23 protein-coding genes and 1 tRNA gene are annotated in these 25,986 nt (G+C 65.3%); 13 read left to right on the forward strand and 11 right to left on the reverse strand.

What is annotated here, in order from left to right:
• Nucleotide 1: 1 nt before the first annotated feature.
• Entirely contained in the window at nucleotides 2-1,012 is a 1,011-nt protein-coding gene (locus ACLKOZ_RS21335; protein ID WP_436478145.1) for a DUF2332 domain-containing protein, read from the forward strand.
• Nucleotides 1,013-1,036: 24 nt separating this feature from the next.
• Here ACLKOZ_RS21335 and ACLKOZ_RS21340 read toward each other — a convergent pair whose 3' ends face one another.
• Nucleotides 1,037-2,221: a MarP family serine protease gene (locus ACLKOZ_RS21340; protein WP_337351540.1), complete on the reverse strand. Its 1,185-nt coding sequence runs from the start codon at nucleotides 2,219-2,221 to the stop codon at nucleotides 1,037-1,039.
• Nucleotides 2,222-2,495: 274 nt separating this feature from the next.
• On the opposite strand from ACLKOZ_RS21340, the gene ACLKOZ_RS21345 reads away from it, so the two are divergent.
• Both ACLKOZ_RS21345 and ACLKOZ_RS21350 read left to right on the forward strand, forming a co-directional pair.
• On the forward strand, nucleotides 2,496-3,173 hold the full coding sequence (locus ACLKOZ_RS21345; protein ID WP_131135058.1) for a Crp/Fnr family transcriptional regulator: 678 nt from the start codon (nucleotides 2,496-2,498) through the stop codon (nucleotides 3,171-3,173).
• A gap of 236 nt (nucleotides 3,174-3,409) precedes the next feature.
• The gene (locus ACLKOZ_RS21350) at nucleotides 3,410-3,607 is read left to right on the forward strand and encodes a hypothetical protein (protein WP_436478147.1); all 198 of its coding nucleotides are present in this window, start codon (nucleotides 3,410-3,412) and stop codon (nucleotides 3,605-3,607) included.
• A 6-nt stretch (nucleotides 3,608-3,613) separates the two neighbouring features.
• On the opposite strand, the gene ACLKOZ_RS21355 is transcribed toward ACLKOZ_RS21350, so the two are convergent.
• From ACLKOZ_RS21355 to ACLKOZ_RS21365, 3 genes are read right to left on the reverse strand one after another with little or no spacing between them, the layout of a single operon-like run.
• Nucleotides 3,614-4,525 (reverse strand): NUDIX hydrolase, encoded by a 912-nt coding sequence (locus tag ACLKOZ_RS21355; RefSeq protein ID WP_337345967.1) that lies wholly within the window; start codon nucleotides 4,523-4,525, stop codon nucleotides 3,614-3,616.
• A 15-nt stretch (nucleotides 4,526-4,540) separates the two neighbouring features.
• Nucleotides 4,541-5,074: a RidA family protein gene (locus ACLKOZ_RS21360; RefSeq protein WP_337345966.1), complete on the reverse strand. Its 534-nt coding sequence runs from the start codon at nucleotides 5,072-5,074 to the stop codon at nucleotides 4,541-4,543.
• Nucleotide 5,075: 1 nt separating this feature from the next.
• Nucleotides 5,076-5,231 (reverse strand): DUF4177 domain-containing protein, encoded by a 156-nt coding sequence (locus ACLKOZ_RS21365; protein WP_011693223.1) that lies wholly within the window; start codon nucleotides 5,229-5,231, stop codon nucleotides 5,076-5,078.
• Nucleotides 5,232-5,268: 37 nt separating this feature from the next.
• On the opposite strand from ACLKOZ_RS21365, the gene ACLKOZ_RS21370 reads away from it, so the two are divergent.
• From ACLKOZ_RS21370 to ACLKOZ_RS21395, 6 genes are all read left to right on the forward strand, one after another.
• Complete coding sequence (locus tag ACLKOZ_RS21370) at nucleotides 5,269-7,536, forward strand: transglycosylase domain-containing protein (protein ID WP_436478149.1); 2,268 nt, start codon at nucleotides 5,269-5,271, stop codon at nucleotides 7,534-7,536.
• 6 nt (nucleotides 7,537-7,542) lie between these two features.
• A complete protein-coding gene (locus tag ACLKOZ_RS21375) occupies nucleotides 7,543-8,490 on the forward strand; it encodes a metallophosphoesterase (RefSeq protein ID WP_436478151.1) in 948 nt (315 codons plus the stop codon).
• A gap of 144 nt (nucleotides 8,491-8,634) precedes the next feature.
• Complete coding sequence (locus ACLKOZ_RS21380) at nucleotides 8,635-10,455, forward strand: ABC transporter ATP-binding protein (protein ID WP_436478153.1); 1,821 nt, start codon at nucleotides 8,635-8,637, stop codon at nucleotides 10,453-10,455.
• On the forward strand, nucleotides 10,452-12,320 hold the full coding sequence (locus ACLKOZ_RS21385; protein WP_436478154.1) for an ABC transporter ATP-binding protein: 1,869 nt from the start codon (nucleotides 10,452-10,454) through the stop codon (nucleotides 12,318-12,320). Before ACLKOZ_RS21380 ends, ACLKOZ_RS21385 begins: the two co-directional genes overlap by 4 nt.
• A 36-nt stretch (nucleotides 12,321-12,356) precedes the next feature.
• Nucleotides 12,357-13,073 (forward strand): GntR family transcriptional regulator, encoded by a 717-nt coding sequence (locus ACLKOZ_RS21390; RefSeq protein ID WP_436478156.1) that lies wholly within the window; start codon nucleotides 12,357-12,359, stop codon nucleotides 13,071-13,073.
• A 76-nt stretch (nucleotides 13,074-13,149) separates the two neighbouring features.
• Nucleotides 13,150-13,226 (forward strand) — tRNA-Pro (locus ACLKOZ_RS21395).
• A 203-nt stretch (nucleotides 13,227-13,429) separates the two neighbouring features.
• Here ACLKOZ_RS21395 and ACLKOZ_RS21400 read toward each other — a convergent pair.
• Nucleotides 13,430-13,648 (reverse strand): hypothetical protein, encoded by a 219-nt coding sequence (locus tag ACLKOZ_RS21400; protein ID WP_436478158.1) that lies wholly within the window; start codon nucleotides 13,646-13,648, stop codon nucleotides 13,430-13,432.
• Between the two features lie 133 nt (nucleotides 13,649-13,781).
• On the opposite strand from ACLKOZ_RS21400, the gene ACLKOZ_RS21405 reads away from it, so the two are divergent.
• Entirely contained in the window at nucleotides 13,782-15,056 is a 1,275-nt protein-coding gene (locus ACLKOZ_RS21405) for a helix-turn-helix domain-containing protein (protein ID WP_337345959.1), read from the forward strand.
• A 96-nt stretch (nucleotides 15,057-15,152) separates the two neighbouring features.
• Here the strand turns inward: ACLKOZ_RS21405 and ACLKOZ_RS21410 are convergent, their stop codons facing one another.
• Nucleotides 15,153-16,106, reverse strand: a complete 954-nt coding sequence (locus ACLKOZ_RS21410; protein ID WP_436478160.1) for a phosphoribosylaminoimidazolesuccinocarboxamide synthase — start codon at nucleotides 16,104-16,106, stop codon at nucleotides 15,153-15,155.
• A 1-nt stretch (nucleotide 16,107) separates the two neighbouring features.
• A complete protein-coding gene (purD, locus tag ACLKOZ_RS21415; RefSeq protein ID WP_337345957.1) occupies nucleotides 16,108-17,424 on the reverse strand; it encodes a phosphoribosylamine--glycine ligase in 1,317 nt (438 codons plus the stop codon).
• A 102-nt stretch (nucleotides 17,425-17,526) separates the two neighbouring features.
• Here purD and ACLKOZ_RS21420 point away from each other — a divergent pair, with 102 nt between their 5' ends.
• From ACLKOZ_RS21420 to ACLKOZ_RS21430, 3 genes are all read left to right on the forward strand, one after another.
• Nucleotides 17,527-19,116 (forward strand): molybdopterin-dependent oxidoreductase, encoded by a 1,590-nt coding sequence (locus ACLKOZ_RS21420; RefSeq protein ID WP_436478162.1) that lies wholly within the window; start codon nucleotides 17,527-17,529, stop codon nucleotides 19,114-19,116.
• A 65-nt stretch (nucleotides 19,117-19,181) separates the two neighbouring features.
• Nucleotides 19,182-20,198 carry an asparaginase gene (locus tag ACLKOZ_RS21425; RefSeq protein ID WP_436478164.1) on the forward strand — a complete coding sequence of 339 codons (1,017 nt, stop codon included), beginning with the start codon at nucleotides 19,182-19,184 and terminating at the stop codon, nucleotides 20,196-20,198.
• Between the two features lie 39 nt (nucleotides 20,199-20,237).
• Entirely contained in the window at nucleotides 20,238-20,615 is a 378-nt protein-coding gene (locus tag ACLKOZ_RS21430) for a sterol carrier family protein (protein ID WP_337345954.1), read from the forward strand.
• A 91-nt stretch (nucleotides 20,616-20,706) separates the two neighbouring features.
• Here the strand turns inward: ACLKOZ_RS21430 and ACLKOZ_RS21435 are convergent, their stop codons facing one another.
• The 4 genes from ACLKOZ_RS21435 to ACLKOZ_RS21450 form a co-directional block, all read right to left on the reverse strand.
• The gene (locus ACLKOZ_RS21435) at nucleotides 20,707-22,215 is read right to left on the reverse strand and encodes a cation:dicarboxylate symporter family transporter (RefSeq protein ID WP_436478166.1); all 1,509 of its coding nucleotides are present in this window, start codon (nucleotides 22,213-22,215) and stop codon (nucleotides 20,707-20,709) included.
• A 220-nt stretch (nucleotides 22,216-22,435) separates the two neighbouring features.
• Nucleotides 22,436-23,203: an SDR family oxidoreductase gene (locus ACLKOZ_RS21440; RefSeq protein WP_436478168.1), complete on the reverse strand. Its 768-nt coding sequence runs from the start codon at nucleotides 23,201-23,203 to the stop codon at nucleotides 22,436-22,438.
• 27 nt (nucleotides 23,204-23,230) lie between these two features.
• Complete coding sequence (locus tag ACLKOZ_RS21445) at nucleotides 23,231-23,974, reverse strand: aspartate/glutamate racemase family protein (protein ID WP_436478170.1); 744 nt, start codon at nucleotides 23,972-23,974, stop codon at nucleotides 23,231-23,233.
• A 32-nt stretch (nucleotides 23,975-24,006) separates the two neighbouring features.
• Entirely contained in the window at nucleotides 24,007-25,575 is a 1,569-nt protein-coding gene (locus ACLKOZ_RS21450; RefSeq protein WP_436478172.1) for an NCS1 family nucleobase:cation symporter-1, read from the reverse strand.
• Nucleotides 25,576-25,986: the final 411 nt, after the last annotated feature.

The following is a 25,986-nucleotide window of genomic DNA, read 5'->3' on the forward strand; positions in this document are numbered from 1 at the left end:
CATGACCGCCGCGTGGTACCGGCACTTTGGCAGCGTGGAAGCGCCCGGGTCCTCTCCCTGCTACGCCGAATGGACGCTGGGGATCGCCGACGACCCGGAGATCATCGCCCGCATTGACCGGTGGCCGCACGACAAACGCCAGCCCAACCTGCTCCTGGCCGCCGCCCGGTACCTCGGCGCTGTGCCGGGCCCCTTTGAACAGTTCCGCGACTTCCTCAACGCCCGCTGGGACGATGTCAGCAGGATTGTGCTCTCACGGTCCACGCAGACCAACGAGGCAGGCCGCTGCGCCACGCTGCTGCCGTCGCTGGCGGCCATCTCGGAGGCTGAGGGTAAGCCGCTGGCTTTGCTGGAGGTGGGCGCCTCAGCGGGCCTGGTGCTGTACCCGGACCGGTACGGCTACGAGTACGACGACGGCACCACAGTCACGCGGTTATCTCCCCGCCCGGACGTTGGAGCCCCGGCCGGGGTCCCCACCCTGAACTGCGCCACCACCGGCCCGGTACCTTTGCCGGCCTCGCTCCCGTCCGTGGTGTGGCGGGCTGGCATCGACCTGAATCCCTTGGACGTGGGGGATCCTGGGGACGTCGCGTGGCTGGAGGCACTGGTGTGGCCGGAACAGGAGTTTCGCCGCGTCCGACTCCAGCAGGCCGTCGCCATCGCCCGGCAGGATCCGCCACACCTCGTTGCCGGCGACCTGAACGAGCGGTTACTGGAACTCGCCGCCCAGGCGCCGGACGATACAGCACTGGTGGTCTTCCACAGCGCGGTGATGGGCTATCTGACCGCCGCCGGCCGGACCGAATTCCGGCGGACCATGCAGCACCTAGCCGCCAGCCGGGGCGTCCATTGGCTCAGCAACGAGGGGCACATGGTCATCTACCAGGAGGATGGTTCAAACGTGGTCCCCGAGATTGACGCGCAGCGGATCCTTGGCAGGTTCCTGCTGACTCATAACGGCAGCCCGGTGGCCATCACCGGCCCGCACGGCCAAAGCCTCGAGTGGCTCTGACCCTTGCAGCTACCGGATGCACTGTTACTTCTGGATGCACTGCCCGGAGGATACCGGCGCACTGAGGCCGGGAGCCTGGGACGCCACCGGGTTGAGGTCATCCATAGTGATGGCGAAACCCAGTTCTGTGTCTGATGTCGCCTTGGCAAAGATCACACCGGCCACCAAGCCCTCCGTGGTCAGCAGCGGCCCGCCGGAGTTGCCGGGCTGGATGTCCCCGGCGAGCCGGTAGATCTCCTCGGGTGCCGGGCTGTTTCCATAAATGTCCGGCACCAGCACCGTGGTGATGTCCTGCACGGTGGCCGGTTTGGACAGGAATGGACCGCCGTGCGGATAGCCGGCGAAGGCCGCCGGGCTGCCGTTGGGAAGGTCCGGGCTCAGGGCCAGCGGCTCGGCGGGAAGTCCATCAACTGCCAGGACAGCGAGGTCGTGCCTGGTATCGAAATAGACCACCCGTCCAGGCATGGCACTGCCGCCAGGGACCTCCACAACGGGTTGCGACACGCCCGCCACGACGTGGGCATTGGTCACAACCCTTCCGGGTGAGACGACAAATCCGGTCCCGGTCTGGTTCTGGCCGCATTCGAAGGCGGTCCCGGCGATTTTAAGGACTGATTCCGCGGCGCGGTTCAGGGCGGGCGTGTCCGTGCTGGCGTCGGGCACTACCACCGGCTGGCCCTGGTCGAGGCCTTCCAGGAGGGTGGGGATGCCGTTGCCGATCACCGTTGAACGCAGTTGCGCCATGGTGGCTTTGACCGGGGTGGGCGTCATCCCGTCGATGAACCGGATGACTTTCGATTCAGCCAACTGCTGGGACACCAAGGGGACGCCGAGGGAGCTGACGCTAAAGGCGAGCATGGACATGATCAGCGCTGAGACCGCAACGTTCACGGCCCCGCCGATCAGCCGGTCGACGGCACGAAGCGGCCTGATCCGTACGGTGCCGCGGATTTTCCGTCCGATCATGGTGCCCGCTCCGTGCCCCACGGCGATCAGGACGACGGCGGCGGCTACGATGGCGGTCAGCCTCCACCCGGAATCATCAACGAAGCCGCTGACCAGGGGTACGGCGAAAAAGGCGGCCACGGCGCCAGCGGCGAACCCGGCGATTCCGCCCAACGTCACCAGGAACCCGTTGCGCAGGCCGTAGCCCAGATACGACAGCAGGGCCAGGATCAGTACCAGGTCCAGAACAGTCAGGCCAAACACTAAGGCTCCTTATAAACAGTTGAAACCCAATTCTAGTGGCGCCGGCTGACATTATTCTGTGCGTCCCCACCGGCTCGGATTCTGCTTCCGCATTATCCGCAGATCCTCCGGATACGCTCCGGAAGAATACGGCTTCACTTGCCTTGCACGGCTCAAATGGGCTCCCGGCCCAGCGGTTCAGGGCGTTTCGGCTGCCAAGTACGTCACAGAACGTTGAAAATTCTGAAACAATGGCACAAGCGCCACAGCCGACACTTTTTATTCAGGAGATTTTATGGACATCGAGGTACTGCGCCGAGCACCCCTTTTCGCCACGCTCGACGACGAAGCATTCCGTCTGCTGACGGACGAGCTGACCGAGGTGGACCTTTCCCGCGGAGCCTCGGTTTTCCGCGAAGGTGACCAGGGTGACCAGCTCTACTTCATCGTCTCCGGCAAGGTGAAGCTGGGCCGCACGTCTCCGGACGGCAGGGAATCCCTCCTGGCCATCCTTGGCCCGGGCGAGCTCTTCGGCGAAATGGCCCTCTTTGATCCGAGCCCGCGTACCGCGACAGCCACGGCCGTCTCCGAAACCCGCCTGGCCGGACTGAAGAACGAGAGTCTGAACACACTGCTCCGCACCCGCCCCGAGGTTTCGGCCCAGCTGCTGCAGGCACTGGCCCGCCGCCTGCGCCGCACCAACGACTCCCTCTCGGACCTGGTCTTCTCCGACGTTCCCGGCCGCGTCGCCAAGGCCCTTCTGGACCTGGCCGACCGCTTTGGCCGCCCGGCCACGGACGGCGTCCTGGTGGCGCACGAACTCACCCAGGAAGAACTGGCCCAGCTGGTGGGCGCATCCCGCGAAACGGTTAACAAGGCCCTGGCCGAGTTCGTCCAGCGCGGCTGGCTCCGCCTGGAGGCCCGCGCCGTGGTGATTCTGGACATGCAGCGACTCCGCCAGCGCTCCCGCTAAACCCGCAAAGTCCTAAGAAGCGTCCGGCCCGCGGCCGGCATCCTCCCCACCGTCACCCCATCCTCGCAAGCTCGGCCGCGGGGATCCCTGACGGCGTGGGCCCACGCGTGCTGCTCCTTCGTCGCTCTGACGCACGCTTCCGGATGCCGGACCTCGGGCCTTTTTGCGCCGTCAAACCCACTCTCACAGCCATCGCCGCGCCCAAGCCACGGCGGTAAAATTAAGTGGCGAGGTGCATGGCGATGTCTGTGGCTACGGCTGTTGTGTTGATCCTGCTGGGCTGGGCTTGTGTGGCGGCCATGATCGGTACGGTCGCCCTGGTGATCCGTGACGGCCGCGGCCAGATACCGCTGGAGCCCTCGGACGAGTCCTGGACGGCGGGTAATCTCCCCAGCCGCCCGTATGCCGACATCCGGTTGCAGGGCCGGCGCTAAAACACCCTAGCGCTCCCGCTGGGGGTCGCCCGCCACCGTCTTCGCGGCCTCGACTTCGAGCATGAGCTTGCCGTCCTCTTCAACAAGCCGGGGCTGGTACACGTGGGCTTTGCGCTTATAGCTGAGGTACGCGATGCAGCCGTTGGCGGCGGCCATCTTTTCGAGCATGATCTCGGAACCGGGGACGAGGAGCTGGCCGAGGGTGAGGCCCACAGTGTTCTCCACCCCCACTTCGTCGCCCAGTGCGGTGGTGTCCCGATCAGCGATAACTGTGGCTGCGTTGACCCATCGGCCCCAGACCCCCTTGCTTTCCAGGAGGGTGGGCTGCTGGTTCATCGGTACGGTCGCCGCAAAGTAGCGGGTGTCGAACCGATGGTGCGCGAAGTCCGGACTGCGCCAGTTCACCAGCGGCTTCAGGAGGTCCGTTCGGAGCGAGAGTCCCCGCTTGGCCAGGACGTCGCCGAACGACTTCTCCTGGTTCGCCACCAGTTCCCGGGCCCGCATCCACTCCGGAGTGGACGTGGCCTCCACCGTGCTGGTGGGGTCGGGTCCGGCCAAAAGCACACCGGTCTCCTCAAAAAGCTCGCGGATGGCGCCCACCACGTGGCGCCGCGCCAGCCCGACGTCGTCCGTCCCCAACTGCTCAGCCCAATGCTGGGGTGAGGGGCCCAGCCAACCCAGGGCGTCGTCGTCGGACGCGTCCAGGGAACCTCCCGGGAAGGCGAGGACCCCCAGCGGCGAGGAGCCCGGACGGTAGCCGAGCCAGGTCTCCAGGCCGGTGGGTGAATCGCGCAGCAGAACCACGGATGAGGCGAAGCGGGCAGCACGTGGCGTCCGCTCGCCGTGATCGAGCCAGCTTCGTGCCGCCCCTTCGAGATCAGGGGGAAGGACAAACAGGCGTCGGGCGAGTTGAGGCAAAGAGGTGACCGGTCCTTAGCTGAATTCAGCGATCAGTTCGACCTCGACCGGCGAGTCGAGCGGCAGCACTGAAACGCCGACGGCGGAACGGGCGTGCTTTCCGGCGTCGCCCAGGACGCGTCCCAGCAGGTCCGAGGCACCATTGATGACACCCGGCTGGCCGGTGAAGGAGGGGTCCGAGGACACGAAGCCCACTACTTTCACGATCCGGGTAATGCGGTCAAGATCGCCAATGACACTCTTGACGGCGGCCAGGGCGTTGACGGCGCAAATGGCCGCAAAGCGCTGGGCGTCCTCGGGGGACACCGTGGCTTCGTCGGCGTATCCTTCGGTGCCGGTGGACACCTTGCCGGTAGCTTCGAGTTTGCCGTTAATAAACGGCAGCTGACCGGAGGTGTAAACGTAGTTGCCGGAGATCACTGCCGGCACGTAGCTGGCCACGGGAGCGGCCACCTCTGGAAGCGTCAGCCCGAGCTCGGATAGGCGCTGTTCAACGGCGGAAATCGGCGCAGTTTCCGCACCGGACGTGGTGTTTGCGGGGGTGCTCACGTTACTGCTTCTCCCTCTTGAGGTAGGCAACAAGGCCGTTGCCGTCGGGACCTGTGACGACCTGGACGAGCTCCCAGCCGTCCTCTCCCCATTGGTCCAGGATCTGCTTGGTGGCGTGAATAATGAGCGGAATCGTCGCGTACTCCCATTTGGTCATGAGAGAAAGACTAGTCCTTGCCGGTAAAGTGGAAAACATGGTGACTCGTAAGAACCCCATTTTCGACACAGCCACTACCCTCGGAAAGATTTTAGGTTTCCTTGGCGTGAGCGCTATTTGCGGTGTCCTGGTGGCTGGCCTGCTGGTTCCCGCTGCCGCCGTCTCGGGCAGCGCAGCAAGCGGTTCGATCGAGTTCTTCGACACCCTCCCGGCGGAGCTGAAAGTGGACCCGCCCAGCCAGTCCACCAAGATCCTGGCCGCGGACGGCAGCCTCATCGCCAACCTCTTTGAGGAGAACCGGACCAAGGTCTCCCTGGACCAGATCTCCCCCTTCATGAAAGAAGCGGTCATCGCCGTTGAGGACAGCCGGTTCTACGATCACGGCGGCGTGGACACCACCGGTATCCTCCGGGCCCTGGTGAGCACCGCCCGCGGCAACAAGCAGGGTGCCTCCACCATCACCCAGCAGTATGTCAACAACGTCCTCAACGCGAACCTCGCCGCTGAGGGCAACGAGGAGCAGATCAAGCTCAACGGCGTCAACAAAGGCGTGGGCGACAAGCTCCGCGAAATGAAGCTGGCCATCGCCCTGGAGAAGGAGTTCTCGAAGGAGCAGATCCTTGAGGGCTACCTCAACATCGTCTTCTTCAACCGGGACGCCTACGGCATTGAAGCCGCCTCCAAATTCTTCTTCAGCACCACTGCCAAAGACCTGACCCTCCCCCAGGCCGCCCTGCTGGCAGGCCTGGTCAACAGCCCCTCCGCCTTTGACCCGATCTCCAACCCGGACAACGCCAAGCAGCGCCGCGACCTGGTGCTCGGCCTCATGCTGAGCCAGAACAAGATCACCCAGGCTGACCACGACGCCGCCGTGGCCACGCCAGTGGAGCCGAAGGTCACGCCCGCCCGCCAGGGCTGTGCCTACGCCGCCACCGCGCCCTACTTCTGCGATTACGTCCTGCACCTGCTGCTGAACAACCCTGCCTACGGCGCCACCTCCCAGGAGCGCATCAACAGTGTCTTCCGCGGCGGCCTGACCATCACCACAACCCTTGATCCCAACGCACAGAACGCGGCGCAGGCCGAGTCCGACGCGGCGGCAGGCGCCAACCCGGACAAATGGGGCTCGGCGATCGTCTCGGTGCAGCCCAACACCGGCAAGATCATCAACATGGCCCAGAACACCTCGTTCCTGCCCGCTGACGGCAAGTTCGATACCCAAATCAACTTCAACGTGGACAAGCTGGACAAGGACGGCAACGACCTCAACGGCATGGGCGGCGCCCAGCCTGGTTCCACCATGAAGCCGTTCACCTTCGCTGAATGGCTCAACGAGGGCAAGTCCATGAACACGAACATCAACGCCGCGGTTCGGAAGTATCCGCAGAACTTCCCCTGGAGGAACACCTGCCCGGACCCCACGGTCGGCTGGTATGACGCCGGGATTCCCGGCAGCTTCGACCTGCAGAACTCGGACGAGGGCTACTACCGGAACATGACCGTCCTCTACGGTCTGATGAACTCCATCAACACGGCAACGTTCGCGTCCGCGGCCCAGGTTGACCTGTGCGGCATCCAGAAGATCGTGGACGCCGTGGGCATCCACGGCGGCCTGCCCACGGCTGAGGACCCCAACCCGCAGGTCAAGATGACCACGTTGGCCAACCTCATCGGTTCCACCCAGACGGCCCCGCTGACCATGGCCGCCGCATTTGCTACGTTCGCCAACGACGGTAAGTACTGCGAGCCCATTGCGATCACCTCCGTCACGGACCAGACCGGCGCACAGCTTCCCGCCCAGTCCTCCAACTGCAAGGACGCCGTCAAACCCGAAGTGGCCCGTGGCGTCGCCTACGCCATGCAGGAAGTGCTGAACGGCGGCTCCGGTTCGCTGATCCAGCCCCGGCTGTCCACCAAGACCAACTTCCCCGTGGCAGCCAAGACCGGCACCAACGACACCAACGGCTCCACCTGGGTGGTGGGCTACACCACCGGCCTGGCCACCGCCGCATGGTTCGGCGACCCCTTCGGCGACCAGAGCCGCCCGGGCCGGAACCTGACGGTCAACGGCAAGTTCTACCCGGCAGTGGACGGTTATATGATCGCCGGCCCGATGTTCGCCAAGTACATGCTCCAGATAGCCCCTGCCTACGGCACCGCCCCGTTCAATGCGCCGCCAACCAACATGGTGAGCGGCACACCTGCCCGGACCACTACGCCGAGCGCACCGGCCACCACGGCGCCACAGCCAACCACCCCGCCGACCCCTGCACCGGGTCCGGGCAACAGCGAAAAGAAGGACTAGCTACCTATGGCAGTCAGCCCTGCTTTGGCCAGCCGCGTCCGGAACATTGGGCGCGGCTTTGCCGTCTCCACTGCTGCCGGAGCAGCGGCCGGGCTGGCCGCCGTCGGCTACGGATTGTGGGAGAAGAACCAGTTCGCCCTCCGCGAGGAAACCCTTCCGATCCTCCCCGCCGGCCATCAGCCCTTCACCATCCTGCACCTGAGCGACATCCATTTTGTCCCGGGCCAGGACACCAAGGCTGCATGGCTCCAATCACTCGCCTCGCTGGAGCCGGACCTCGTGGTGAATACGGGAGACAACCTCAGCCATGTGAAGGCCGTAGACCCGCTGCTTAAGGCGCTTCGGCCGCTGCTCGAGTTCCCCGGCGTCTTTGTCCCCGGCTCGAACGACTACTACGCTCCCAGCCTGCGGAACCCGGCGTCGTACCTGCTGGGTCCGTCCAAGGTGAAGCGCGAAAACATCGAACTGGACTGGCCGCGGCTTCGGGCCGGGTTCGGCATGGGCGGCTGGATTGACCTGACCAACCGGAACCAGTCCGTAGTCCTGCGGGGGATGCGGTTCGACTTCTCCGGCGTGGACGACCCCCACCTGAATCGCGAACGCTACGCCGGCTGGCCCCGCGGAACCAAGAACCAGGACGATAACGCGCACCTCCGGGTGGCCGTTATCCACGCCCCCTACCAGCGCGTCCTGGACCACTTCACCCAGGACGGGGCGGACCTGCTCCTCGCCGGCCACACCCATGGCGGACAGCTCTGTATCCCCGGCTATGGCGCGCTCGTCTCCAACTGCGATCTCCCCACGTGGCGGGCCAAGGGACTCAACAACTGGGAGAGCAACGGATCCACGACGCCGGTAAACGTCTCCGGCGGCATCGGCACCTCGCGTTTCGCGCCGATCAGGATCGCCTGCCGGCCCGAGGCCGTCCTGCTGACCCTGACGGCTCCAGAGTAGATCTCCAGCCTCAGGGCGGCATTGCGGAACGTGATAACTGGACAATCGTTCCCAGCCCGCACGAATCCTGTGAATCGAATCACGCCATGGCATAAGGTAGTTGCTACGGGAAACTACATTCGATTTAGAGCTTGAGAAGCGGGCATGGCCAAGCAGACTTCATTTTTCAGATCCATTAGCCGTCTTTATCCTCACGTCAGGCCGATCATCCCCCGGCTCATCATGGGGCTCCTCTGTGCACTCCTGGCCAGTGTGGTCGCCCTGACCATCCCCCAGGTACTCCGGGTACTGATCAACGACTCGCTCCAGGCCGGCGGCGCCACGGACGCCGTCTGGATTGCCGCCATCATTATCCTGGTCCTGGGCATTGCCGAGGCTGTGCTCGTGGCCCTGCGCCGGCAGTTTGTCATCAACCCGGCAACTACCGTTGAAACCAGGATGCGCGTCTCCCTTTACGGGCACCTGCAGGACCTGACCGTGTCCTTCCATGACCGGTGGGGCTCCGGGCAGTTGCTTTCCCGTGCCATGACCGATCTGAACTTCCTGCGCCGCTGGATGGCCTTCGGCGCCATCATGCTGGTGGTGACCACCCTCACCGTCGTCATCGGCATTGCAGTCATGTTTTCGATGAGCTGGCAACTGGCCCTCATTTTCCTCGCTGCCGCGGTGCCCATCATGGCCTACGGCTTCCGGTTCCGGACCCGCTTCAGCAAGGTGGCGCGGCGCAGCCAGGACCAGGCCGGCGACCTCGCCACCACGGTGGAGGAATCCGTCCATGGCATTCGCGTCCTCAAGGCGTTCGGCCGGAGCCGGGAGGCCCTGGAGAACTTCAACGAGCAGGCCGAGGAACTCCGCCAGACCGAGATCTCCAAGGCCCGGCACCAGGCCACCTTCACCATGGTGGTCACCCTGCTGCCCGAACTCGCGCTGGGTGCCGGGCTGGTGGTGGGCGTCATGCTGTGCGCCAGCGGCCAACTAAGCATCGGCGCCCTCGTGGCCTTCTTCGCCACTGCCGCCGTCATCGCGTCCCCGGTGGAGTTCTCCGGCATGCTGCTCGCCATGGCACTCACTGCCAAGACCGCCGTCGACCGCCACTTCGAAGTGATGGATTCGGCAAACACCATCACCAGTCCCCCGGAGCCACGCCGGCCCTCCGAGCTCCGAGGGGCCTTGCGGTTCAACCATGCCACCTTCGCCTTTGAGGACGCGCCGGACCGGCCCATCCTCAAGGACATCAACCTGGAGGTCCTGCCGGGTGAAACCATGGCCGTGGTGGGTATCACGGGCAGTGGTAAAAGCGCCCTGATCCAGCTGGTCCCCCGGCTGTACGACGTCACGGACGGCTCCATCAGCATTGACGGCGTAGACCTGCGCGAGTTCGACGTCGAAGAGCTCCGCCGCGTGGTGGGTGTCGCGTTCGAGGACACCACTCTGTTCTCAAATTCCGTCCGCGACAACGTGCTGCTCGGCGCGCAGGACCGAAGCGAGGAAGCACTGGATGAGGCCCTCGACGTGGCCCAGGCACACTTCGCGTACTCCCTCCCGGAAGGCGTGGACACGCTCATCGGCGAAGAGGGCCTGAGCCTCTCCGGTGGGCAGCGTCAACGGATTGCCCTCGCCCGGGCCATCGCCGCCCGGCCACGCGTCCTGGTGCTCGACGATCCACTCTCCGCGCTCGACGTCCACACCGAAGAGCTGGTAGAGGCTCGGCTGCGTACGGTGCTGAAGGACACCACCACCCTGATCGTCGCCCACCGGCCTTCCACGGTGGCGTTGGCGGACCGGGTGGCCCTGCTGGAGGACGGTCGCATTGCCGCCGTCGGGACGCACACGGAACTGCTGGCGGAGAACCCGCACTACCGCTACGTCATCGCCAGCCTGGACCAGGAACCCCGGGACCTGGATTCGGAACTGTCCGAACTTGAGGAAGAGGCCAACGTCGAAGCAGGGGAAATCATCCGATGAGCACCGCAACGTTCGGCACAGCCAACGAGGACAACGCCCACCTGAGCAAAAGCGACAGCAAAGCCGTACGACGGCGGTCGCTCGCCTTGCTGCGGTCACTGATCCGTCCGGTGCGGCTCAGGTTCTGGCTGACCATCGCCACGGTAGTGCTGTCCCAGGCCGCCCGCGTGGCGGGACCGGCGCTGATCGCTTTTGGCATCGACCACGCTTTGCCCGCCCTGCAGGCAGGCGACAATTTCCCCTTGGTGCTCACCGGCGTCGGCTACCTTGCCGCTGCGGTAGCAACTGCCGCGCTGACGGCCCTTTACGTCACCTCCACCGCGCGGCTCAGCCAGGCGATGCTCCTGGACCTCAGGGTGCGGGTCTTCCGGCACACGCAGCGCCTCAGCCTGGAATTCCACGAAAAGTACACCTCGGGCCGGATCATCGCCCGGCAGACCTCGGACCTTGAGGCGCTGCGCGAACTCCTCGATTCGGGCGTGAGTTCCCTCGCCTCGGGCATGCTGTTCATGGTCTTCACCGCCGTTACGGTGTTCGCCCTGGACTGGCGGAGCGGGCTGATTGTCCTGGCCGCCGGCGTCCCCATGTACTTCCTCTCGCGGTGGTACCAGAAGCATTCCCAGATCGCCTTCCGTGAATCCCGGGTGGTGTCCGCCCGGCTGATCGTTCACTTCGTGGAGACCATGACCGGAATCCGCGCCGTGAAGGCCTTCCGTAAGGAACGCGAAAACGCCGAGCACTACGGCCAACTGTCCGAGGACTACCGGCGGGTCACCGTCCGCTCCATCAACCTCAACGGAATCTTCCAGCCCGGCCTGGTGCTGATCGGCAACATCTGCGTGGCAGCGGTCCTGTTGTTCGGCGGATTCCGGGTCCTTGGCGGGGATCTCGCCGTGGGGGTGCTGCTGGCCCTGATCCTGTCCACCAAGCGCTTCTTCCAACCGGTGGACCAGATGGCCATGTTCTACAACTCCTTCCAGAGTGCCCAGGCCGCCCTGGAGAAGGTGTCCGGCCTGCTGGAGGAGGTCCCCACAGTCCGCCCGCCCAAGAACGCGGTGGCGCTGCGGGACGCCAAGGGCACGGTCGATTTCAAGAGCGTGGAGTTCCGCTATGGCGAGGGCCCGGTGGTCATCCCCACCATGGACCTGCACATTCCGGCCGGCCAGACCGTAGCGCTGGTGGGCCAGACGGGCGCCGGCAAGTCCACCCTGGCCAAGCTGATCGCCCGTTTCTACGACGTCTCCGCCGGCTCACTCACGCTGGACGGCGTGGACCTCCGCAACCTCAGCACCACGGACCTGCGCCGGAACATTGTGATGGTGACCCAGGAGGCGTTCCTGTTCAGCGGCTCCGTGGCGGACAACATAGCACTGGGCCGGCCGGAGGCCTCCCGCGAGGAGATCGAAGAGGCCGCCCGGGCCGTCGGAGCCCACGAGTTCATCACCGAATTGCCCGAGGGGTACGACACCGACGTCAACAAGCGTGGCGGGCGCGTCTCCTCAGGCCAGCGCCAGCTCATCAGCTTCGCCCGTGCATTCTTGGCCCGGCCGGCGGTACTCATCCTGGACGAGGCAACCTCCTCCTTGGACATTCCTTCGGAGCGGCTCGTCCAGACCGGTTTGGCGCGCCTCCTGAAGGCAACGGCCGACGCCGGCACTGCCGCAGGTGCCCCCGGTTCCGCTGCTGCGGGCGGGGGCCGCACGGCGCTGATCATCGCGCACCGGCTTTCCACCGTCGAAACCGCCGACCGCGTGCTGGTGGTCCACGACGGCCGCGTGGTGGAGGACGGCACACCTGCGGACCTGATCGGCGGCGGCGGGCGGTTCGCCGACCTCCACGGCGCCTGGAAGGACTCGCTGGTCTGACCGGCCGGGGATCCCGGCTGGGATAGCCTGAACCCCATGGGAGATGAGATGGAAAACGGCGCGGCTGAACTCCTCGCGGAGCCATTGTCCGAGCGCGTCGCCGAGGTGCTGCGCGAGAGGATCATCTCCGGCCAGCTGCCCGCCGGCGGAAAGCTGAACGAACGGGATCTGGCCGCAGACCTTGAAGTGTCCCGGATCCCCCTGCGTGAGGCACTGCCCCTGCTGGAGGCCGAAGGCTTCATTTCCACCGAACCCCGCCGCGGCGCCGTCGTCCATTCCTTCACCTACCGTGACGCGCAGGAGGTCTTTGACCTGCGGCTGCAGCTGGAACCCCTGGCCGCGTCATGCGCTGCACGGAGGGTTTCCGAGGGCGCCAGCCCTGCGGCGCTGCTGGACGCCCTGGAATCTGCCCGCACCGGAGTCAACGGCGTCCAGGCGTCCGGACGTAACTCGGACCTGCATGAGGAGATCGTGAAGCTCGCCGACCACCACCTTCTCCGGCGCATGACAGGCCTGATGAACGGTCGTGTGCGGTGGCTCTTCCGACTGACGCCGGAGCGTGACACTCCCAAGATGTGGCAGGAGCACTCAGAACTGGTCCAGGCCATCGTAGAGGGCCAGCCGGCGCTGGCCGCCGCCCTGGCGTCTGCCCACGTAGAGCGCGGGCGTCACGATTCGCTTCCCGTCCTGGCCGAACGCCTTCCGGCCAGCGCGGACGCCTCTGCGGGGCGCAGCCGCCGGCGCGCGCGCTGAGGCGGCGGGCCAGCAAGCGGATTTCGCATCCGGACCCCGGATCGGCTATCCTTGTAAAGTTGCTTTTGCAGCGGATCGGGATGTAGCGCAGCTTGGTAGCGCGCTTCGTTCGGGACGAAGAGGTCGCAGGTTCAAATCCTGTCATCCCGACCAAAACAAAGAGGGTCTCCCCCAGGGAGGCCCTCTTTTTGGTTCCCGCATGATGCCAATTTGTTACCTTCTGTCATAAGCATTCGTCGCGTTATGTCATCCACGTCGGTGTGTCATCGACGCCAGGGGGTCACCCTGGGCAAAGGAACGGCCCCGGACCATGGTTCGCATGGTCCGGGGCCTCGCCTCCCTTTGGTGAGGAGTGATTACATCGGGTCAGGCCAGTTGCCCACGTTCGTGGTGTACGTGGTGTCGCTGTCCTTGGTGTCCTTGGTCTTCTTGGACATGGGATCCGGCCAGTTACCTACGGCAACGGATACCCCCGGGGTGTCAGCAATGGAACCAGCCGACAGGACGGCCGGAGCCGCCGCAGAAAACGCCAGGGCCCCGGCCAGAACGGCTGCGGCTGCAATCTTCTTCAACATATAAGTTCCTCAATACGAGTCGGATTCGTTACAAAGTCAGCACTGTCCTTGTTGACATACATTGTAAAATGTTTTCCACAGGGACTGTCAAGCATTGAGTATAAAGACTGTCCGGAATTAGGAGGAAAATCCCGTGGGCAACGGATTCGGGGAGAAGCTCCGGGCGGAGCGTCTCGAACGTGGGCTGACACAGGCTGAACTGGGCAAGGACCTGTATTCCCCCAGCTATATTTCCCTCCTCGAGACCGGCCGGAGGGAACCGACGGCCGAAGTTATCGAGGAACTGGCCCGCAGGCTGGAACTGGCGCCCAAGGCGCTGGAAGCCTGGAGCCAACCCATCTCGGTCAGCGACGCCGAATACGTCCTCGCCGGGCTCTACGCACGCCAGGCCTGGGACCTCAGGGATTACCCCCTGGCCGCCACGCACGCCGCCACCGCGGCACAAATAGCGCTGGAGGGCAAGAACACCAGCGCCTGGTGGAACATGACCTACATGCAGGCCGAGTGCCTGATCAAGCAGGGGAACTGGCAGGAGTGCCAGAAGATCATGCAGCACCTGCTCGAGCACCCGATGGCCACCGAGTCAGTGGGCCTGGGTGTGCGTGCCCGGCAGATGCTCGCAGGAATCTGCCAGGGACAGGGCCAGTTGAGTACCGCCGTCGATCACGCCATGGAGGCGGTGAAACTTTGCGCGAAGCTGCCCAAAGGTTCCACCCTCATCATCGGCGCCCACCGGGCCCTGATCGGGGCCTTGGCAGAGAGCGGCCGGCTGGACGAGGCCTGGAAGTTCTGCCAGGACATGAACGACCAAGTGGACGAACACTCCATGTCCCAGCTCGCCGGCGAAGTGGCCTGGGTGATCGGCAACGTGGCGTTCATGCGGCATGACTACGCGGAGGGCATCAAGTACCACGAACGTGCCGCCCGGATGCTCTCCCCCGCCAACGACATCGAACTATGGGCGCGGTTCAACAAGGCATCCGCGGCAGTACGCCTGTCCTCGGGCATCGTGGAGCCGGAAACGCTGTCCTCCATCGAGCGTGCCGAACTGGCGCTGTCCATCGTGGGCGGCAACAAGACGGACCAGCTGGAAGTGGCCTTCATCCGCGCGCGGTGGCTTTACCTCACCGGCGACATCATGGCTGCCATCAGCAAGCTCCGGGAAATCCACGCCGAATCAGACGCACTGGCCAAGCACACCGCCGGCGAAGTTTCGCTCCTGCTGGGCAAGTCGCTGAAAGCCGCCGGCGAGTCGGAGGAGGCCTTGGTTTACCTGGAGGAAGCACAGAAGGCATTCAGCGCGGCTGGCGCATCGGACCGCGTCCAGCAGGCACTCGACGCCGTCCTGGAGATCCGGCTGGCGCAGCAGCGTGCCGCGAAGGCGGCCAAGGCCAGCAAGGCAAGCTAGCCGGCTGGTCCAGCAACGCAGGCTATACCGGCAAGGCCCGCTCCCAGCGGGCCCAGCCGGTAGCCGGGCCCACCTGGAACGGGCCAGTGAACAAACCTAGGCGAAGGCCTGGCCCGTGAGCTTCTCGTACGCCTCAACGTAGCGGCTGCGTGTACGGGCAACGACATCTGCCGGCAGCGCGGGCGGGGGAACGTCCGAGGACCGGTCCCAGCCTGATTCGGCTGACGTGAGCCAGTCCCGCACGTACTGCTTGTCGTAGGATGGCTGCGCCTGGCCGGGCTGGTACGTGGCTGCATCCCAGAACCGGGAGGAATCCGGGGTGAGCACCTCATCGCCCAGGGTGATGGTCCCGGACACGGCGTCGTAGCCGAACTCCACCTTCGTATCAGCCAGGATGATGCCCCGTTCGCGGGCGATCTTCTCCGCGGTGGTGTAGATCTTCAGGGTCAGTTCGCTCAGCCGCCCCGCGATGTCGTCGCCCACCATGCCCACCATGGCGTCGTAGGTAATGTTCTCGTCATGGTGGCCCACCTCGGCCTTCGCTGACGGCGTGAAGATAGCGCGCTCCAGCCGGGACCCGTCCACCAGGCCCGGGGGCAGGGGGATGGCGCAGACCGTGCCGGACGCCTGGTACTCCAGCAGGCCGGAACCCGTGAGGTAGCCACGGGCAATGCATTCCACGGGGAACATATCCAGCTTTTTGCAGATCATGGCGCGGCCTTCCACCGCAGCGGGCACCCCGCCTTCCACGGTGGAGGCCAGGACGTGGTGCTCCACGCCGAGCTGGTCGAACCACCACAGGCTCAGCTGGGTAAGGATCCGGCCCTTGTCCGGGATCTCGCTCGTCAGGACGTGGTCGTAGGCGCTGATGCGGTCGCTGGCCACCACCAGGACACAGTCCTGGCCCACCTGCTCGCGGATGGAGTCGTCCGCGGGCTCATACAGGTCACGGACCTTGCCTGAGTAGACGTGCGTCCAGCCGGGGAGGTCCAGAGTGGCGGTGCTGAGGCCGCGCTTCTGCTCTGCTTCCTGCGGGGAATTCTCGGTCATGCTAAGCCTTCGCTTTCGTCACGGGCAGGGATCCGGTGGCGCTGGAGGACACCTTGATCTCGCCGCGGGCAGCCTTACGGCCGATGTCCGTCCGGAACTGGGAGCCTTCCAGCTGAACCAGCTCCACGCCGTCGTACGCCCTTTCGCGGGCCTCCACGAGGTCGCTGCCAAGGGCAACCACGGCGAGCACGCGGCCGCCTGCGGAAATCACTTTGCCTTCGTCGTCGAGCTTGGTGCCGGCATGGATCACGTGCACGCCTTCGAGCTCGTCCACCTTCTTGAGCCCCCGGATGCGGTCACCGGTGCGGGGTGTGTCCGGGTAGTTCTCGGAAGCAACGACGACGGCGACGGCGGTGTCCTTGGACCAGCGCAGCTCTTCGGCTTTGTCCAGTTCGCCCTTGGCGGCTGCCAGCAGCAGCGCACCCAGGGGGGTCTTGAGGCGGGCCAGGACGGCCTGTGTCTCGGGATCGCCGAAACGGACGTTGAATTCAATGACCCGGGTCCCGCGTGATGTCAGGGCCAGGCCCACGAACAGCACGCCCACGAAGGGTGTGCCGCGGTGCGCCATTTCGTTGACCGTGGGCTGGGCCACGCGGTCGATGACTTCCTGCACCAGGCCTTCCGGCGCCCATTCCAGGGGGGTGTACGCACCCATGCCGCCGGTGTTGGGGCCTTCGTCGTTGTCGAAGATGCGCTTGAAGTCCTGCGCCGGGGACAGGGCCACGGTGTTGCGGCCATCGCACAGGACGAAGAGTGACACTTCGGGGCCGTCCAGGAATTCCTCGATCACCACGGTGCCGCCGGCGTCGAAGCAGGTCTGTGCGTGAGCAAGGGCCTCTTCGCGGTTCTTGGTGACCACTACGCCTTTGCCTGCGGCGAGGCCGTCGTCCTTCACCACGTAGGGCGCGCCGAAGGTGTCCAGGGCAGAGGCGGCTTCCTCGGCATTGGTGGCCACCAGGGCCATAGCCGTGGGCACACCGGCCTCAGCCATGATCTCCTTGGCGAACGCCTTGGAAGCCTCGAGCTGGGCCGCGGCCTTGCTGGGTCCGAACACCGGAATGCCGGCTTCGCGGACGGCGTCGGAAACACCGGCGGCCAGCGGCGCCTCCGGGCCCACCACCACGAGGTCGACGGCCAGCTTGGTTGCCAGGGCCGCGACGGCGTCGGGATCATTGCCGTCAATGTTGTGGGTGGGGACCAGTTTGCTGATGCCGGCATTGCCGGGAGCTGCATGGACCTCGGACACGTTGGGGTCGGCGAGCAGGGAGCGGACAATGGCGTGTTCGCGGCCTCCGGGGCCGATGACGAGTACCTTCACAGTCTCCAAGGGTACTTCGTGAACCGGGAAGGCTCCTAAGCTGTGTCAGCTGCGGGGCCTCGGCGGAACAATCCCCAACGCCGTCCGCTACGAACCAACGGCATGAAGAAGCTCCTGAAGTGGCTCAAGGGTCCAACCGCCATGGCTGCGCTTGCCGGTGCCGTGGCAGCCGCCGTCGTACTTGCCGTCGCCGAACTGATTGGTGCGTTCTTTACGGCGCGGGCCACCCCGGTGATTGCCCTGGGGTCCACGTTCATCGACTTCACGCCGCCTTGGATGAAGGACTTCGCCATCTCCACGTTCGGCACCAACGACAAGGCGGCACTGTTTGTGGGGATGGGCCTGACCATCTTCCTGCTCGCCTGCGTGCTGGGCGTGGTGGCCTACCGCAAATGGGCACTGGGTGTAGCCGGAGTTGTGCTGATGGGCACCGTGATCGTTGCCAGCGTGGTGACCCGCGCCGGCGTCAAACCCCTGGACGCCATCCCCACAGTCCTGGGAACGCTGGCCGGTTTGGTGGTCCTGCGGCTGCTGATCGTACTGGCGTGGCGGGTCAGAACCGGGCCCGCGGCAGAGCCCGGGCCCGCGGTTCCGCCGTCGGAAACCCCGACGGCGGAGCCCGGGACGAGCCGCCGCAGGTTCTTCGCCGCCGCGGGCATCACAGCAGCAGCCGCCGGCATCGCCGCCACCGGCGGCAGGCTCCTGGGCGCGGCCCGCAGCAACATCGCCCAGGCACGGAACGCCCTTCAGCTGCCCGCGCCGGTGAAGGCGGCAGCGGCCATACCCGCCGGCGTGCAGTCCCCTGTGGCCGGCGTGACCCCCTGGATCACCCCCAACGGAGACTTCTACCGGATTGATACCGCACTAAGCGTTCCGGAGATCAACGCCGACGACTGGGAGCTCCGCGTCCATGGCCTGGTGGAGGAAGAGGTGCGCCTCACCTTCCAGGACCTGCTCGACGCCGACCTGATCGAATCGCACGTCACCCTCACCTGTGTCTCCAATCCCGTGGGCGGCAACCTCGCCGGCAACGCGAAATGGCTGGGGCTGCCCATCCGTGAGGTCCTCAAGCGGGCGCGCCCCACCGACGGGGCGGACATGGTGCTGTCCACCTCGATCGACGGCTTTAGTGCCTCGACGCCACTGGAAGTGCTGCAGGACGACCGCGACGCCATGCTGGCTATCGGCATGAACGGTGAGCCCCTGCCGCTGGAGCACGGTTATCCGGTGCGCATGGTGGTGCCCGGGCTGTACGGCTTCGTCTCCGCCACAAAGTGGGTGGTGGATCTTGAGGTCACCCGTTTTGCGGACAGCAAGGCCTACTGGACGGAGCGCGGCTGGTCCGAGCGCGGCCCCATTAAGACGATGGCCCGGGTGGAGGTGCCCAAATCCTTCGCCAAGGTGCCGGCCGGCCGCGTGGCGATCGGAGGCACCGCCTGGGCGCAGACCCGTGGCATCACCAAGGTTGAGGTCCAGATCGACAACGGGGACTGGGCCGAGGCCACGCTCTCAGCGGAGGCGTCCGTGATTACGTGGCGCCAGTGGTCCTACGCATGGGAAGCCACCCCGGGACCGCACTACATCAAGGTCCGCGCCACGGATGGAACTGGCGAGATGCAGACAGACCAGCGCGCCGAGCCCGTACCTGACGGCGCCTCCGGCTGGCAGTCCGTGATGGTCACCGTGGAGTAGCCGGCATTTCCCGGGCGTCCATGGGCTTCCCCGGACATTCCCTTCAGGGGCCCTAGACTGGCAACATGCCGCACAACCCGCATGCCACCTTCACTGTGGACTCCGCCGTCGAACTGGCCGTCGTTGAGCGCAGCGGCTTCGTGGAATCCCGGCACATCGGCTCCGCGGTACTCCTGGCCACCGACGGCACCGTGGTGACTGAACTCGGCGACATCACCACCCCCATCTATGCCCGGTCCGCGCTCAAGCCGCTGCAAGCCCTGGCGTCCATGCAGGCAGGTGTGCCTTTGCGCGGCGCCCAGGTGGCCCTGGCCTGCGCCAGCCACGTGGGATCCCTCGACCACATGGACGTGGTCGAGGGAATGCTCAAGGCTGCCGGAGTCAAGGAAGAACAGCTCCAGTGTCCGGCCGCGTGGCCCCAGGACGAGACAGCCCGCAACTGGCTGGTCCGCTCCGAACGCGGCAAGTCCAAGCTAGCCTTCAATTGCTCCGGCAAGCATGCTGCGTTCCTCTGGGCCTGCACGGAAAACGGCTGGGACACGCACAGCTACCTCGAACCCAACCATCCGCTCCAGCAGGGTGTCCGCAGCGTGATCGAGGAGTATACCGGCGAACAAATCGCCCACCTGGGGATCGACGGCTGTGGGGCTCCGGTGGCCGCGGTCTCGCTGACCGGACTGGCCCGCGCCTTTTCCCTGCTGGCCAAGGCGCCGGGTGACAAGAACTCCAATGCCCGGGCCGCCACCATCGCCACCTCCATGCTGGACTACCCGTGGGCTGTGCAGGGCCGCGGCGAGGCCAACACGATCGTGATGGACGAACTCGAAATCATCGCCAAGATCGGCGCCGAGGGAGTGTTGGTGATGGCCACCCCGCAGGGCGTCGCCGTGGCCATCAAGATGCTGGACGGCAACCTGCGTGCCACGTCCCTGGTGGGCCTGACCATGCTCGCCGCCGCCGGGGCAGTGGACATCCCGGGCGTCTCCAGTGTCCTGGAAAAGGTGGTTGAGCCCGTGATGGGCGGCGGTCGGCCCGTGGGCCGGATTCGGCTGGGACCGGCCGTGTCGGCCCTCCTCGACTGACGTTTTCCCTTCCCCACCTGCATTAAGGAGGCCGGCCGCATGGCTGTAGCGCGCCGTCGTATTGGCATTGAAGAAGGCACAGCGGCGCTGGCCGCGTGGCGGGAAGGTTCCGCGTCGGCGTCGGACGTTCCTGTCCCCCGCGCTGTGACCGCCACCGCGGTGCGATACACGCTGGAGGAAGTAACGGCCCGGGCCCCGGGCAACTCGGTGGAGGTGCGGGTGCCGCCATTCGGCGTCACCCAGTGCGTAGAGGGTCCGCGGCACACCCGGGGCACCCCGCCCAACGTCATAGAGTGCGACGCCGCCACCTGGCTGGGCATGGTCACCGGACAGTTGAGCTGGGCAGACGCGGTCGCGGCGGGCCGGGTGGCGGCCTCCGGGCTGCGTGCGGACCTCTCCGCCCTCCTGCCGCTGTAGCCAGTCGGCCCAGGGGCCTGTAACCCGTTAAAGCGCAGGCCCCGCGCCGGGGTATTCCGGGCGGGGCCTGCGTACTGGGCGGCGTTGGCCGCTAGTCGTGGACAGCGGGTGTTGGGCTCTCCTGGGCCGGGGCGGCGTGGGCGCCAGGCCGGCTCATCTGGAAGCCCGGGATGTCACCAGGGTTCGGGCCGCCGCGGAACTTGGGGGACGGCTCCTGGCCGCCGCTGATCCGCTCAAGCTCCTGATCCTCGAAGACTTCCTCCACCCCGAGCATGATCGCGGAGTCGTGGTTGGTGATCTCGCCACGGAACGCGCGGACCATCACGCTGCGGTCAAATTGGCCTTCCCACTTGGAGACCACGAAAGTGGCCACGCAGTTGCCCAGCAGGTTGACCACCACGCGCATGGAGTCCATCAGCCGGTCAGCGCCGAGAAGGAGGGCGACGCCGGCCACGGGGAAGATGCCCAGGGCGGCGGCCGTGGCGGACAGCGCCAGGAAGGATGACCCCGGGACGCCGGCCATCCCCTTGGACGTCAGCAGCAGCACGCCAAGTGCGGCCAACTGCTGGCCGAGATCCAGGTTGTGCCCGAACGCCTGCGCCAGGAAGAGCAGGGAGATGGAAAGGTAGATCGCGGCGCCGTCGAGGTTGAAGGAGTAACCGGTGGGGACCACCAGTCCGGTGGTGGCGCGGGAACAGCCGGCGTTGGTCAGCTTGGTCATGATGCGCGGCATCACTGCCTCGGTGGAAGCGGTGCCCAGGGCCAGCAGGAACTCCTCGCGGGTGTACTTCAGGAACTGCCAGAGGGGAACGCTGGCAAAGCCCCAGGCCACCAGGAACAGGAGTCCGATGAAGACGATGGCCGCACCGTAGCAGGCGGCAATAAGAAGCGCATAGGTACTGAGCGTATCGAGGCCGTACTGGCCGATGATGAACGCCATGGCACCGAAGGCGCCGATCGGTGCCACCTTCATGATCCAGGACATGATCTTGAAGATGAGCTCCAGGACGGTCTCCATCAGGCTGATGACCGGCATGCAGCGTTCACGTCCGATGACCACGATGGCCGCGCCGAAGAACACCGAGAAGAAGAGGACCTGCAGGAGGCTGTTATTGGCGAAGGCGCCGATGACGCTGGTGGGAATGACATCCAGGATGAAGGCTGCCGCATCCTTCGGCGGGGCGTTGCCGGTCTTTGCGTTCAGCGCTTCCTGGGAGAGGGTGCTGGGATCGATGTTCAGCCCGGCACCGGGCTGGACGATATTGCCTACCACCAGGCCGAAAACCAGTGCGAAAAGCGTGGCTGCTGTGAAGTAGAGAAGGGCTTTGACTCCGACCCTTCCGACCGCCTTGACGTCGCCTACGGCTGAGATGCCTGTGACGATCACCAGGAAAATCAGCGGCGCGATGATCATTTTGATGAGCTGGATGAAGCCATCACCGAGAGGCCTCAGCTGTGAGCCGAGGTTCGGCCAGAAATGTCCGATAAGAACACCTGCCACGACGGCGATCAGAATTTGGAAGAAGAGCGACCTATACAGGGGCTTCTTCTTCGACGGCGCCGAACTCGCCTTCAGCGCCGCGGAATCTGGGATCTTCATTGATCTGTACCTATCAATCGGGAACAGCCCCGGAGATCGGGGTCTGTTTCAAACGTAACCCCGGTCACAGAATTCCGCAAGAGGAAAATCATTTTCCACATTGCGAAATGTTTGGAAGGCGGGCGGGCACGAAAAAGGCCGCCACGAATTCGGGCATCTGCCCCCGGGAGCCCGGCGGCGGATGTCCTAAAACGCGGCGGCGAGAAGAAAAAGGGTGCGGTCAGCCCCTGCCGATGAAAGGCATGCCCGCGGCGGTGATGACCACGGAGCCCACGCTGGCCGACGCCGGCATGTTGGCCATAAGGAGGACCGCGCGTGCGGCATCCTCCACGGGGAACATGGGCTCAACCCGTCGGCTGCCGTCGGCTTGGAGCGCGCCCGAGCCCACCCCTATGGTGTCCATGATCTCGGTGGCGGTATTGCCAATGTCGATCTGGCCGCAAGTGATGCCAAAAGCGCGGCCGTCAAGCTCAATGCTCTTGGTCAGACCCGTCATGGCATGTTTGGTCACGGCATAGGCAACGGTCCGCGGCCGGGGCGAATGCGCCGAAATGGAGCCATTGTTGATGATCCGCCCACCCTGCGGCTGCTGCGCCTTCATAGCGCGGACAGCAGCGGCGGCGCACAACATGGAACCCGTAAGGTTAACCGCCACCGTGGCATTCCAGTCGGCCAGGCTGATCTCGTCAACGGAGGCCGCGGGCCCGAACACACCCGCATTGTTGAAGAGCACATCCAGCCTCCCCCACTGCCGGCGAGTGGCTTCGAAGAGCCGTTCGACGTCGTCGGGAACCGTGACATCGCAGGGCACCGCCAGCGCGCTCGGGTGCCCGTCCGCCGTTTCGAGGAGCTGGGCCTCCCGGCGTCCTGCCAGCGCCACGCGGTAGCCATCGGCCAGCATCAGCCGGGCCACTGCCCGGCCGATGCCCGACCCGGCACCGGTGACGACGGCGACCCGGGATTCTACCGGCGGGCTGGAGTCAGTCATGTTGGGGCCTTTCATAGGGAATTGCCGTCAGCGCACGGCCTCGGGTGCCCCGGCCAACAAGGGCCAGCCTATGACAGTCTTCGGCCGCGGCGCCGCATAAGTGCGGACCTTGGACGTGGACAGCCCCATCCGGACCAGGCCTTCGGCGATGGTGACCGCCGAGGCCACACCGTCCACCACCGGAACGCCGGCGCGCAGCCGGATCGCCTCGTCCAACCCGGCCATCCCGCCGCAGCCCAGGACAATGACCTCAGCCTTGTCTTCCCGGACCGCGATCAGTGCCTGCTCGATGATCGCTTCGACAGCCCGTTCCGGTTCCTCCTCGAGTTCCAGGACGGCCATCCCGCTGGCACGTACGGACGCGCACCTCGCGTCGAGGCCGGCCAGCTTCAGCCGGTCCTCGATCAGCGGCACCGCCCGGTCCAGGGTGGTGATGACGGAGTATTTATGGCCCAGGAACATCGCAGTGCTCGCAGCCGCCTCGGTGATGTCGACGACGGGCACGTCCAGGAGTTCCTGAAGGCCCTCCCGGCCGTGCTCGCCGTAGCCTGCCTGGATGACGGCGTCGTACGGTTCCGGGTAGCTGAGGACCCGGTCCATCACGGCGATCGCAGCAAGGTAGCTTTCAAAGTTCCCCTCGCACGAATCCGCACCGAACCTGGGCGTGAGCCCCACAATTTCCGTGCCGGGCGCGGCGATGCTTCTGGCCTGGGCTGCGATGGAATCGGTCATGGACTGCGTGGTGTTTACGTTGGCAACGAGGATGCGCATCTCTCTCCATGGTTCATAGCGTGGAAGGCGTGTCAGTGCGTGCTGGCCACGGCGATGGGTTCGCCGTCGACGTCGTCGAACTGCTGCTTGCGGTCAGTGATCAGGTAGTACGTCAGGGCGCCCAGGCCCGCGCCGAAGAACCAGGCAAACGGCGCCGCGGCTTCCAGCGCTGGTACAAAGGCAATAAGGATCGCGACGGCGGACGCCGGGAGCAGCGCGATGATCGCCTTGGGATTGACCCCCTTCGTGTAGAAGTACGCTCCTGCCGGGCTTTCGCTGTAGAGCTCTGGCACATTGACCCTTCCGCGGCGGAGCAGCCAGTAGTCGGCCATGACAACGCCGAACAGCGGCCCCAGCAGTGCACCGAGCCCGCCCAGGAAGTACACGATCACCAGCGGGTTGTTGTAAAGGTTCCACGGCAGGATCACCAGGCCAATGGTGCCGCTCGCCCAGGCGGCCTTCCGGAAGTCGAGTCGCTTGGGGAACAGGTTGGTGAGGGCGTAGACGGGCGCCACAAAGTTGGCCATCAGGTTCACGGCGATGGTCAGGATCAGGATGGCGAGGCACGCCAGCACCAGGAATAGCGTGTTAGGGATGCTCTCCACGATGTCCGACGGCGTTTCGATGATAGTGCCGTTGATTTTGTACTGCCCGCCGGCAAGGACCACCACGATGGCGCCGAACAGCAGCATGTTGATGGGGATACCCCAGAAGTTGCCTCGGACGATCGACTTCCTGGAGACAGCCGAGCGGGTGAAGTCGCAAAAGTTCAGGACGAACGTGCCGTAAATGGCCACCCACAGCGCGCCGCCGGCGAAGATGGTCCGCCACATCTCGCCGCCTTCGAGCCCGCGGATGCCCGTCCACTGGATGGCGCCCTTGGCTTCGATGAAGACCCAGGCCGCGAGGAGCACCATGGTCAGGAGGATGACGGGTCCGGCGAATGCCTCATATTTGCGGATCATCTCCATGCCGAAGCTGACAATCACGAGCTGCACGATCCACAGTGCTACGAAAGCGATCCAGCCCAGCGTGGACAGGCCAAGGATGGAGTTGGTGTCCAGCTCGTGCAGCGACGGAACCATGGCCACGAGCATGACCCGCAGCACCACTGAGGCCAGGAAGGTCTGGATGCCGAACCAGGCGACGGCCACCGCCCCGCGCAGCAGGCTGGCGAGCTGGGCACCGCGGATGCCGAAGCTGATCCGGCTCATGACGGGGAAGGGCACGCCGGTCTTCTGGCCCATGAATCCTGAGAAGCTCAGCAGCGCGAAGAGCAGGACGGCGCCGATGGCCAGGGCAGCGAGGATCTGCCAGCCGCCAAGGCCCAGCGAGAAAAGTCCGACGGCGAACGCGTAGTTGCCGAGGCTGTGTACGTCATTCGCCCACAGGGTGAAGATGCTGTAGCCGGTCCAACGGCGGCCCTGCCGCTTCGTCGGGGCCAGGTCCACGTTGTACAGGCTCGGGCTGATGGCCTGGCCGGAGGCGGCACTTGCGGTTTCGCACAGGGCGTCGATGCCGGTGGCCGGGTGGATCGGCTGGCCCGACAACGCTGTCGGGGCGGGAGCCGGTTCGACGCCGACTGGTGGGGTCGTCTGCATCTGGATCTCCAGTTCTGGGATTTCCGCGGTGGTGAGCCCCTGATCTGACGATCTTTGCTGTTATTCCACATCGCGAAATGAAGTTATTGAATAGTGAAATAAGAGTATGAGCTGCATCACCTCGGGTCAAGGCACGCAGGCTTGGCCAGCGGTCACAATCGGTGCGCAGCGCAGCCATCGGCCCAAGGGGAGCGGGTCCGGCCTGGTCGTGTTGACCATGGCGCGCTTCCCTCGATAATCTCGAATCGTAAAATTGTTTTCTCACAATACGAAAACATAAGCCCTACATTCAAAGATGAAACGAGGCTGACGTGGCTGCAGGAGAAGATACCTCCCATATCCTCAGCGGGTTGACTAACCAGCTGCCTGATCGTGATCCGGAAGAGACCGCCGAGTGGGTTGAGTCCCTGG

The sequence above is a fragment of the Arthrobacter sp. R4 genome, from assembly GCF_051365025.1.
GTDB lineage: Bacteria > Actinomycetota > Actinomycetes > Actinomycetales > Micrococcaceae > Arthrobacter.